The sequence below is a fragment of the Pseudomonas sp. P4_D7 genome (assembly GCF_056401755.1).
The window spans coordinates 17,454-28,355 of the sequence record NZ_JBFUIR010000067.1; the positions used below are offsets into that span (position 1 = coordinate 17,454).

General features: G+C 59.8%; 8 protein-coding genes and 1 pseudogene. All 9 read left to right on the forward strand.

Annotation, left to right across the window (positions count from 1 at the left end; all coding sequences use genetic code 11):
• Positions 1-186: 186 nt before the first annotated feature.
• Positions 187-630: an RNA polymerase-binding protein DksA gene (gene dksA / locus AC1DVF_RS26645; RefSeq protein ID WP_064118688.1), complete on the forward strand. Its 444-nt coding sequence runs from the start codon at positions 187-189 to the stop codon at positions 628-630.
• Positions 631-730: 100 nt separating this feature from the next.
• Positions 731-1,522: pseudogene (gene gluQRS, locus AC1DVF_RS26650) on the forward strand (tRNA glutamyl-Q(34) synthetase GluQRS); the annotation flags it as partial.
• Positions 1,523-1,599: 77 nt separating this feature from the next.
• Positions 1,600-1,776: a hypothetical protein gene (locus AC1DVF_RS26655; protein ID WP_003176118.1), complete on the forward strand. Its 177-nt coding sequence runs from the start codon at positions 1,600-1,602 to the stop codon at positions 1,774-1,776.
• Positions 1,760-4,714 (forward strand): sensor histidine kinase, encoded by a 2,955-nt coding sequence (locus AC1DVF_RS26660; RefSeq protein ID WP_177413113.1) that lies wholly within the window; start codon positions 1,760-1,762, stop codon positions 4,712-4,714. The genes AC1DVF_RS26655 and AC1DVF_RS26660 overlap by 17 nt, the downstream gene beginning before the upstream one ends.
• A gap of 22 nt (positions 4,715-4,736) precedes the next feature.
• Positions 4,737-6,173, forward strand: a complete 1,437-nt coding sequence (locus AC1DVF_RS26665) for a sigma-54-dependent transcriptional regulator (RefSeq protein ID WP_093434911.1) — start codon at positions 4,737-4,739, stop codon at positions 6,171-6,173.
• Between the two features lie 734 nt (positions 6,174-6,907).
• Complete coding sequence (locus tag AC1DVF_RS26670; protein WP_477783421.1) at positions 6,908-8,308, forward strand: polynucleotide adenylyltransferase PcnB; 1,401 nt, start codon at positions 6,908-6,910, stop codon at positions 8,306-8,308.
• Positions 8,309-8,312: 4 nt separating this feature from the next.
• Positions 8,313-8,798, forward strand: coding sequence for a 2-amino-4-hydroxy-6-hydroxymethyldihydropteridine diphosphokinase (gene folK / locus AC1DVF_RS26675; protein ID WP_477783422.1), 486 nt, complete (start codon positions 8,313-8,315; stop codon positions 8,796-8,798).
• Positions 8,799-9,199: 401 nt separating this feature from the next.
• Positions 9,200-10,000 carry a 3-methyl-2-oxobutanoate hydroxymethyltransferase gene (gene panB / locus AC1DVF_RS26680; RefSeq protein WP_093434905.1) on the forward strand — a complete coding sequence of 267 codons (801 nt, stop codon included), beginning with the start codon at positions 9,200-9,202 and terminating at the stop codon, positions 9,998-10,000.
• Positions 9,997-10,857 carry a pantoate--beta-alanine ligase gene (gene panC / locus AC1DVF_RS26685; RefSeq protein WP_460089000.1) on the forward strand — a complete coding sequence of 287 codons (861 nt, stop codon included), beginning with the start codon at positions 9,997-9,999 and terminating at the stop codon, positions 10,855-10,857. The genes panB and panC overlap by 4 nt, the downstream gene beginning before the upstream one ends.
• Positions 10,858-10,902: the final 45 nt, after the last annotated feature.

Genomic DNA, 10,902 nt, shown 5'->3' on the forward strand with positions numbered 1-10,902 from the left:
CTTCAGCACCACCAGACACGGCTTGCCAAACATTTGCAAGCGCCACCCGCCGGGGCCTCGACATCCGGGAGTAGCGCAGGCCGAATTGATCTGGTAAGTTCGCCCGCTTGCAGCCGCAGGGCCGGCAGGTGTCGGTGATGGAGCAATCCTGCGCAATGGATTACAAGAGTAGAGGCGGTCCATTTCATGCCCACCCAAGCAAAGCAACAGCAGCAAACGACGATCAGCGGTTTCGAACCTTATGTTCCGAAGGCCGGTGAAGAGTACATGGGCGCCCCGATGCGAGCGCACTTCACCAAGATCCTGAACAAGTGGAAACAGGACTTGATGCAGGAAGTCGACCGTACTGTTGATCACATGAAAGACGAAGCGGCCAACTTCCCTGACCCGGCCGACCGTGCCAGTCAGGAAGAAGAATTCGCCCTCGAGCTGCGCGCCCGCGACCGCGAGCGCAAGTTGATCAAGAAGATCGACAAGACCCTGGAGCTGATTCAGGACGAAGAGTACGGCTGGTGCGAGTCCTGCGGCATCGAGATCGGCGTCAAGCGCCTCGAAGCCCGTCCAACCGCGGATCTGTGCATCGACTGCAAGACCTTGGCGGAAATCAAGGAAAAGCAGGTCGGCAAGTAATCTCGACCTGAACGAAAAACGGAGCGTGCGAACGCTCCGTTTTTGTTTCTGCCTTTTGCCTTTTGTAGGAGTGAGCCTGCTCGCGATAGCGGTGGGTCACGCTCGCTCGGTCGGCGGTCGCTGGCTGGTGCGCATGGAAGATCTCGACCCGCCCCGCGAAGAACCCGGCGCACAAGCGGCGATTCTCAAGGCGCTGGAAAGCTACGGCTTTGAATGGGACGGCGACATGGTGCGCCAGAGCGATCGCCACGACGCCTACGCGGACGTGCTCAACAGCCTGTTCAATCACGGCCTCGCTTACGCCTGCACGTGCTCGCGCAAACAGCTCGAACCGTATAACGGGATTTATCCAGGCTTGTGCCGCAATGCCGGCCACGATCAGCAAGACGCCGCTATCCGCCTGCGCGTACCCGAACTGGAATACCACTTTATTGATCGCGTGCAGGGCGAATATCGCCAGCATCTGGGCCGTGACGTCGGCGATTTCGTGATCCGCCGGCGCGACGGTCTCTACGCCTATCAACTGGCCGTTGTGCTCGACGATGCCTGGCAAGGTATCACCGACATCGTGCGTGGTGCCGACCTGCTCGACTCGACGCCGCGCCAACTCTATCTGCAAGAGTTGCTGGGGTTGCGCCAGCCGCGCTATCTGCACCTGCCGCTGATTATCCAACCGGACGGCAACAAACTCGGCAAGTCCTATCGCTCGCCGCCGCTGCAAGCCGATCAAGCCACACCATTGTTGCTGCGCGCCCTGCGTGCTCTGGGGCAAAACCCTGGCGCCGAACTGGCCCACGCCTCACCGCAAGAATTACTCAAGTGGGGCAGCGCACACTGGGATGCCACGAAGATCCCGCGCACACTGACCCTGCCCGAAGCGCAACTGCTATGACGACACTTGCAGTCGCGCGCCCATCCGTTACCATCGCCGCACGTTTTCGGGCACGCGCATAAAAAAGAGAGGCCGGGATGTACATCTATCGCTTGGTCCTGCTTTTAGTCGTGGGGATCTACCTGTTTTCCCCCGCCATCATGGATTGGTGGATCGACGCTACGGGCGCCTGGTATCGCCCCTATCTGCTCTGGCTGATCCTGATTGTCGTGACCTTCATCCTGCAGAGCCAAAAAGATGCCGATGAGCTTTAGCCTGACCCAGATGATCCTGATCAGCGCCGCGTACCTGGCGGTGCTGTTCGGCGTCGCCTGGATCAGCGAACGGGGCATGATCCCGCGGGCGATCATTCGCCACCCGCTGACCTACACCTTGTCGCTGGGGGTTTACGCCAGTGCGTGGGCGTTCTACGGCACGGTCGGCCTCGCCTATCAGTACGGCTACGGCTTTCTGTCCAGTTACCTCGGCGTGTCCGGCGCATTTCTGCTAGCGCCGGTGTTGCTCTATCCGATCCTGAAAATCACCCGCACCTATCAACTGTCGTCGCTGGCGGATCTGTTCGCGTTTCGCTTTCGCAGCACCTGGGCCGGCGCGCTGACCACTATTTTCATGTTGATCGGTGTGCTGCCGCTGCTGGCGTTGCAGATTCAGGCGGTGGCCGACTCCATCGGCATTCTGACCGGCGAGCCGATCCAGAGTCGCGTCGCGCTGGCGTTCTGTGCGCTGATCATCCTGTTCACGATTTTCTTCGGTTCCCGGCATATCGCCACCCGTGAGAAGCACGAAGGACTGGTGTTTGCGATTGCCTTCGAGTCGGTGATCAAACTGATCGCTCTCGGCGGCGTCGGCCTGTATGCGCTGTACGGCGTGTTCGACGGCCCGCAACAGCTTGAGATTTGGCTGCTGCAAAACCAGACTGCCCTCGCCGCGCTGCACACGCCGTTGCAGGAAGGCCCCTGGCGTACGCTGCTGCTGGTGTTCTTTGCCTCGGCGATCGTGATGCCGCACATGTATCACATGACTTTTACCGAAAACCTCAACCCGCGCTCGCTGGTCAGTGCGAGCTGGGGCCTGCCGCTGTTCCTGCTGCTGATGAGCCTGGCGGTGCCGCTGATTCTCTGGGCCGGCCTCAAACTCGGCGCCACAACCAACCCGGAATACTTCACCCTCGGCATCGGCATCGCCGCCAACAGCAAACCGCTGGCGTTGCTCGCCTATGTCGGCGGTTTATCGGCGGCCAGCGGGCTGATCATCGTCACCACGCTGGCGCTGTCGGGCATGGCGCTGAACCACTTGGTTTTGCCGCTATACCAGCCGCCGGCCGAAGGCAACATCTACCGCTGGCTGAAGTGGACCCGCCGCGCGCTGATCGTCGCGATCATCATGGCCGGTTTCGGTTTCTACCTGATGCTTGGCGCCGAGCAGGATCTGGCCAACCTCGGCATCGTCGCGTTTGTCGCGACCCTGCAATTCCTGCCCGGGGTGTTGTCGGTGTTGTACTGGCCGACCGCCAACCGTCGCGGCTTTATCGCCGGTCTGCTGGCGGGGATTCTGGTCTGGGTAGTGACCATGCTGCTGCCGCTGGTCGGCAATCTGCAGGGTTTCTACATCCCGCTGCTGAACATGATTTACGTGCTCGACGACACCAGTTGGCACATGGCGGCAATCGCCTCGCTGGCTGCAAACGTCTTGATGTTCACGCTGATCTCGCTGTTCACCAACGCCAGCCCGGAAGAAGCCAGCGCCGCCGAAGCCTGTGCGGTAGACAACGTCCGTCGTCCGCAGCGCCGTGAACTGCATGCGGCCTCGCCACAGGAATTCGCCACACAACTGGCCAAACCGCTGGGCGCCAAGGCTGCGCAGAAAGAAGTCGAGCAAGCGTTGCGTGACCTCTATCTACCATTTGACGAACGCCGTCCTTATGCACTGCGCCGTTTGCGTGACCGTATCGAGGCCAACCTTTCCGGTCTGATGGGCCCGAGCGTGGCGCAGGACATGGTGGAAACCTTCCTGCCCTACAAGGCGGGTGGCGAAAACTATGTGACCGAAGACATCCACTTCATCGAAAGCCGCCTCGAGGATTACCACTCGCGCCTCACAGGCCTGGCCGCCGAACTCGACGCCCTGCGCCGTTACCACCGCCAAACCTTGCAGGAACTGCCGATGGGCGTCTGCTCGCTGGCCAAGGATCAAGAGATCCTGATGTGGAACAAGGCCATGGAAGAGCTCACCGGAATCGCCGCGCAACGCGTGGTCGGTTCGCGCCTGAGTACCATCGGCGAGCCATGGAAAGGCCTGCTGCAAGGTTTCATCGATCTGCCGGACGAGCATTTGCACAAACAGCACCTGGCCCTCGATGGCCAAACACGCTGGTTGAACCTGCACAAAGCGGCAATCGACGAACCGTTGGCACCGGGTAACAGCGGCCTGGTGCTACTGGTCGAAGATTTGACCGAAACGCAGATGCTCGAAGACAAACTGGTGCACTCCGAGCGTCTGGCCAGCATTGGTCGTCTCGCGGCGGGTGTGGCTCACGAAATCGGCAACCCGATCACCGGCATTGCTTGTCTTGCGCAAAACCTGCGCGAAGAGCGTGAAGACGACGGCGAACTGACGGAAATCAGCGGGCAGATTCTCGAACAGACCAAACGTGTGTCGCGCATCGTCCAGTCGTTGATGAGTTTCGCCCACGCTGGCAGCCATCAGCACAGTGACGAGCCCGTTTGTCTGGCAGAGGTCGCTCAAGATGCAATCGGCCTGCTGGCCCTGAACCGACGCAATTTCGAGGTGCAGTTCTACAACCTCTGCGATCCTGATCATTGGGTCGAGGGCGATCCGCAGCGACTTGCCCAGGTACTGATCAATCTGCTCTCCAACGCCCGCGACGCCTCACCGCCGCACAGTGCGGTACGGGTCAAGAGTGAAGCCGGCGAACACACGGTCGATCTGATCGTCGAAGACGAAGGCAGCGGTATTCCGAAGAACATCATGGATAGATTGTTCGAACCCTTCTTCACCACCAAGGATCCTGGCGAAGGCACCGGTCTGGGCCTTGCACTGGTCTATTCCATCGTTGAAGAGCATTATGGACAAATCACCATCGACAGCCCGGCTGATGTACAGAGCCAACGCGGCACCCGTATCCGGGTGACCTTACCGCGTCATGTCGAAGCGACGTCCGCTGTGAACTGAGACCGTCGAGAGTATCGAATCAATGCCGCACATTTTGATCGTCGAAGACGAAACAATTATCCGCTCCGCCTTGCGCCGCCTGCTGGAACGCAACCAGTACCAGGTCAGCGAAGCCGGTTCAGTGCAGGAAGCACAAGAACGCTTCACCATTCCTACGTTCGATCTGATCGTCAGCGATCTGCGTTTGCCGGGCGCGCCGGGTACTGAGCTGATCAAGCTCGGCCAGGGCACACCGGTGCTGATCATGACCAGCTATGCCAGCCTGCGCTCGGCGGTCGACTCGATGAAGATGGGCGCGGTGGACTACATCGCCAAGCCTTTCGACCACGATGAAATGCTTCAGGCTGTCGCGCGGATCCTGCGTGATCGCCAATCGGCACCGGCGGCCGGCGAAGCAGTTGCCAGTAAACCGGCCAATGGCAGCGGCAAATCCGCCGTCGACAACAGCAATGGCGAGATTGGCATCATCGGCTCCTGCCCACCGATGCAGGACTTGTACAGCAAGATCCGCAAAGTCGCGCCAACCGATTCCAATGTGTTGATCCAGGGCGAGTCCGGCACCGGTAAAGAACTGGTGGCCCGCGCCCTGCACAACCTGTCGAAACGCGCCAAGGCGCCGATGATCTCGGTGAACTGCGCAGCCATTCCGGAAAGCCTGATCGAGTCCGAACTGTTCGGCCACGAGAAAGGCGCATTCACCGGCGCCAGCGCCGGGCGTGCCGGTCTGGTCGAAGCGGCGGACGGCGGCACCTTGTTCCTCGACGAAATCGGCGAACTGCCGCTGGAAGCTCAGGCTCGACTGCTGCGTGTGTTGCAGGAAGGCGAAATTCGCCGTGTTGGCTCGGTGCAGTCGCAGAAGGTCGATGTACGCCTGATCGCGGCCACTCACCGGGACCTGAAGAGCCTGGCGAAAATCGGCCAGTTCCGTGAAGACCTTTATTACCGTCTGCACGTGATCGCGTTAAAACTGCCGGCCCTGCGCGAGCGCGGCGCCGACGTCAACGAGATCGCCACGGCTTTCCTCGCTCGCCAAAGTGCGCGCATCAACCGTACCGACCTGAAATTTGCCGCGGATGCCGAACAGGCGATTCGTCATTATTCCTGGCCGGGTAACGTGCGTGAACTGGAAAACGCAGTCGAGCGCGCGGTGATTCTGAGCGAAAGCGCGGAAATCTCCGCCGACCTGCTGGGCATCGACATCGAGCTGAGCGATCTGGAAGACGACGAGTTCATCGGTCTGCCGCCACAAACGCCGGGTAACGCCAGCAACAGCAGCCACGAGCCGACCGAAGACCTGTCGCTGGAAGACTACTTCCAGCACTTCGTTCTCGAGCATCAGGACCACATGACCGAGACCGAACTGGCGCGCAAACTGGGCGTCAGCCGTAAATGTCTGTGGGAGCGCCGTCAGCGTCTAGGCATCCCACGGCGCAAGACCGGGGTCGCCAGCGAGAGCTGAACGTTACCTGTCGAGTGTGCGGGTAACGCTTGAAGATGTGAAAAAACTGTTACCTCAGTCGATTCACGTAACAGAAGCCGGGGTTATCGGTAACGAAACCCCGGCTTTTTTTCGCCCCGACAAAACGGTTATATCGACCTAACCCCTTGTTTTATTGGGTTTCGCAAAAGTTGGCACGGCCCCTGCTATATGTTTGGTACAAGAACAATAACAAGCAATGCACAAGACAATAAAAATAAGACGAATCGACTCACGCACAATAAAAACAAGACGGCGAGAGGCGCAGCTAACTGATTCTTTTGGAGAGGCGTTGTATTTGGGGCTTGCCCCACGACCAGGCCGAGAACAACAAAAACTGTCCTAAGACAGAGCCTGTACTGGTTGGATCGAGAGATCACTGCAATTCAGCGACCAAAGCAATCCGTTTGCTCTTGGCTCCCGATTGGGAGGGTCACGAAGGAAACACTTCGTGGCGAGGGCACTCAACAAAAACAAGAAGCCCGAATCAATAATAAAAAGAGCACGCAACTACTTCTTGGGGAGCTTCGGCTCCCCTTGTAGTTTCTCCCTCCCGGCAAAATCCTTCGAATTTCCCTTGCTCGACCCTTGCAGCTTGCGGCTTACAGCTCAAATCTGCCGTGTCCTACACCATCCCCCGACTAAATGCTAGAATCTGCGCCCATCATGCGGTCATTCTTTGGTATGGCCGAACATTCCTTCAAACAGTGCATCCCATGCTGAAGAAGCTGTTCCAGTCATTCCGAACTCCCGTGCGTCGTACGCAACACATCCGCAGCACCCCTGAAGTGCTCAACAGCGGCCAACATTCGCTGCAGAAAACGCAATTCAGCCGCTACGCGGTGAATATCGTCGAACGCCTGCAAGGTGCCGGTTACCAGGCTTATCTGGTCGGCGGTTGCGTGCGTGACATGCTGCTGGGCATCACGCCCAAGGATTTCGACGTCGCCACCAGCGCCACCCCCGAGCAAGTCCGTGCCGAATTCCGCAATGCGCGGATCATAGGCCGTCGCTTCAAACTGGTGCACATCCATTTCGGTCGCGAAATCATCGAAGTCGCGACCTTCCGCGCCAATCACCCGGTCAACGAAGACGACGAAGACAGCAACCAGTCTTCGCGTAACGAGAGCGGGCGCATTCTGCGCGACAACGTTTACGGCACCCTGGAAGAAGACGCGCAACGCCGCGACTTCACCATCAACGCCCTGTATTACGATCCGGTCAGTGAGCGCATCCTCGATTACGCCAATGGCGTACACGACATCCGCAATCACCTGATCCGTCTGATCGGTGATCCGAAGCAGCGCTACCAGGAAGACCCGGTGCGCATGCTGCGCGCCGTGCGTTTTGCCGCCAAGCTCAATTTCGGCATCGAGAAGCACACGGTTCAGCCGATCCGCGAACTGGCGCCGATGCTGCGCGAGATTCCGTCGGCACGCCTGTTCGAAGAAGTACTCAAGCTGTTCCTTTCGGGACACGGCGCAATCACCTTCGAAATGCTGGTCGATCTGCAACTGTTCGCCCCGCTGTTCCCGGCCAGTGCCGATGCGCTGGAACACAACCCGGAATACACCCACACGCTGATCAGCGAAGCGCTGACCAACACTGACCTGCGCATCAAGCAGAACAAACCGGTGACCCCGGCGTTCCTGTTTGCCGCACTGTTGTGGCCTGCTTTGCCGGCTCGCGTGTTGCGCTTGCAGGAACGTGGCATGCCGCCGATTCCAGCGATGCAGGAAGGCGCGCACGAACTGATCGCCGAACAATGCCAGCGCATTGCGATTCCGAAACGCTTCACTATGCCGATCCGCGAGATCTGGGACATGCAGGAGCGCCTGCCACGCCGCAGCGGCAAACGTGCCGAGCTGTTGCTGGACAATCCGCGTTTCCGCGCCGGTTACGACTTCCTGTTGCTGCGTGAGAGCGCAGGCGAAGAAACCGACGGCCTCGGTGAATGGTGGACGGATTATCAGGACGCCAACGACAGCGAACGTCGCGATATGATCCGCGACCTCAGCGGCAAGGGCGATGACGCCAGCGGTGCTCCGCGCAAACGTCGCCGCAGCAGCGGTTCCAAGCGCAAACGCGCCGGCGCCCCGAGCGCTACAGGCGAATAAAGGCATGGAACGCATCTACATCGGCATGGGCAGTAACCTCGCTGACCCCGCCGAACAGTTGCGCAGCGCCGTCGAGGCGCTGGGGCAACTGCCGCAGACCACACTCGCGGGCGTTTCCGCCTTCTATCAAAGCGACTCGTTGCTGCCAGGCCAACCGCGTTACACCAACGCGGTCGCTGCGCTCGACAGCGATCTTGCGCCGATTGAACTGCTCGACGCGCTGCAAGCCATCGAGAATGATCAGGGCCGCGAGCGTCTGGAGCGCTGGGGCCCGCGCACGTTGGACCTGGATATTCTGCTGTTCGGTGATCGCCTGATCGACGAACCGCGCCTGAAAGTCCCGCATTATCAGATTCAGGAACGTGCGTTCGTGCTCTATCCCCTCGCCGAACTGGCGCCGCAAGATATGCGTCTGGCCGATGGCCGCACCTTGTCCGAGCTGCTGGCAGCCTGCCCGTTCGTCGGCCTGGAACGCCTCCCCCACGCCTGACACAAATCCGCCCTTTGTAGGAGTGAGCCTGCTCGCGATAGCGGTGGATCAACCAATAAATCTTTGGCTGACAGAACGCTATCGCGAGCAGGCTCACTCCTACAGGGATTGCGCCACATCCAGATTTATTGTCCGACAAAAACCCCGCGAATCAGGCCCGCCGCAGCGCTGAATCGCATCAGTAACGCCGGTAACACTCCCCTCGTAACAATGCGGTAACACACGCAATTGACTTCCTGTTGGCTCATCACGACTATAGGCGTCCCGCTGCCGCCAACCCGGCACATACGGGCGCAATCCAGGCCTTATAAGCACGACAAAAGAGCGTGCGCCTGAGTAGATGAAGAATCACGCGCGTTACTCGCAGTAGTTTCCAGAGCGCCTGAACGAGGATTTTTTACATGCCAGCCATCACCCTGACCACGCTCCAGAGCCTCAAGCAGAAAGGTGAAAAGATCACCATGCTGACCTGCTATGACGCGACCTTCGCCCACGCCTGCAACGAGGCTGGTGTCGAAGTGCTGCTGGTGGGCGACTCCCTCGGCATGGTCCTGCAAGGTCACGACAGCACTTTGCCGGTGACCACCGCAGAAATGGCCTACCACACCGCTTGCGTCAAACGTGGCAATACCGATGCCCTGATCCTGGCTGACTTGCCGTTCATGGCCAACGCCACCCTTGAACAAACCATGACTAACAGCGCCATGCTGATGCAGGCCGGTGCGCACATGGTCAAGGTCGAAGGTCAGCTGTGGCTGGCCGAGTCGATCCGTCTGCTCGCCGAGCGCGGTGTACCGGTATGCGCGCACATGGGCCTGACTCCGCAAGCAGTGAACATTCTCGGCGGCTATAAAGTGCAGGGCCGTAACGAAAATCAGGCGCGGCAGATGCGTGCCGATGCGATCTCGCTGGAACAGGCCGGCGCCGCCATGCTGCTGCTCGAATGCGTACCGAGCGAACTGGCTGCCGAAATCAGCCAGGCGGTGAAGATTCCAGTCATCGGCATCGGCGCCGGTAACGCCACCGACGGCCAGGTCCTGGTACTGCACGACATGCTCGGTCTGTCGATCACCGGCCGCGTGCCGAAATTTGTCAAAAACTTCATGCACGGCCAGGACAGCATCCAGTCCGCGCTAAAGGCTTACGTCAACGAAGTCAAAGCCACCACGTTCCCTGGCATCGAACACGGATTCTCTGCATGAACACCGTTAAAACCGTACGCGAACTGCGCGCCGCCGTAGCCCGCGCCCGCAGCGAAGGCAAGCGCATCGGCTTTGTGCCGACCATGGGCAACCTGCACAGCGGTCACGTTGCACTGATCACCAAAGCCACCCAACGTGTGGACTTCGTGGTCGCGAGTATTTTCGTCAACCCGCTGCAGTTCGGTGCCGGCGAAGACCTCGATAAATACCCGCGCACGTTGGCAGCGGATCAGGAGAAGCTGCTCGAAGCCGGTTGCTCCCTACTCTTCGCGCCGACTGTCGAAGAGATGTACCCCGACGGCATGGCCGGACAGACTCGGGTCAGCGTGCCGCAGTTGTCCGAAGGCCTGTGCGGCGCCAGCCGTCCGGGGCATTTCGAGGGTGTGGCGACCGTCGTCAGCAAACTGTTCAACATGGTCCAGCCGGACCTGGCGATTTTCGGCCAGAAGGATTACCAGCAACTGGCGGTGATTCGCGCGCTGGTGCACGACTTGAACATGCCGATCCAGATCATCGGCGAACCGACCGTACGCGCTGCCGACGGCCTGGCGCTGTCATCGCGCAATGGCTTCCTCAGCGAAGAACAGCGCGCAGTGGCACCGGTGGTCTATCGCTCGCTGAGCAACATTGCCGAGTTGATCAAGCAAGGCCAACGCGACTTCCCGGCAATGATCAGTGCCCAGGTACAGCAGCTGGAAGCGGCGGGCCTGCGTCCGGATTACCTGGAAATCCGCCATGCACTGACCCTGCGTCCGGCGACGGCGGAGGATCGCGATCTGGTGATTCTGGTGGCGGCGTTTCTTGGCACTACTCGGTTGATCGACAACCTGCATCTGAACCTCGACACCCCCGCTTAAAAACACCGCAATACCCCCTGTAGGAGTGAGCCTGCTCGCGATAGC

Bases quoted from the DNA above. Each gene is read 5' to 3' on its own strand.
- dksA (WP_064118688.1), top strand. From the start codon at position 187: ATGCCCACCCAAGCAAAGCAACAGCAGCAAACGACGATCAGCGGTTTC.
- AC1DVF_RS26655 (WP_003176118.1), top strand. From the start codon at position 1,600: ATGTACATCTATCGCTTGGTCCTGCTTTTAGTCGTGGGGATCTACCTG.
- AC1DVF_RS26660 (WP_177413113.1), top strand. From the start codon at position 1,760: ATGCCGATGAGCTTTAGCCTGACCCAGATGATCCTGATCAGCGCCGCG.
- AC1DVF_RS26665 (WP_093434911.1), top strand. From the start codon at position 4,737: ATGCCGCACATTTTGATCGTCGAAGACGAAACAATTATCCGCTCCGCC.
- AC1DVF_RS26670 (WP_477783421.1), top strand. From the start codon at position 6,908: ATGCTGAAGAAGCTGTTCCAGTCATTCCGAACTCCCGTGCGTCGTACG.
- folK (WP_477783422.1), top strand. From the start codon at position 8,313: ATGGAACGCATCTACATCGGCATGGGCAGTAACCTCGCTGACCCCGCC.
- panB (WP_093434905.1), top strand. From the start codon at position 9,200: ATGCCAGCCATCACCCTGACCACGCTCCAGAGCCTCAAGCAGAAAGGT.
- panC (WP_460089000.1), top strand. From the start codon at position 9,997: ATGAACACCGTTAAAACCGTACGCGAACTGCGCGCCGCCGTAGCCCGC.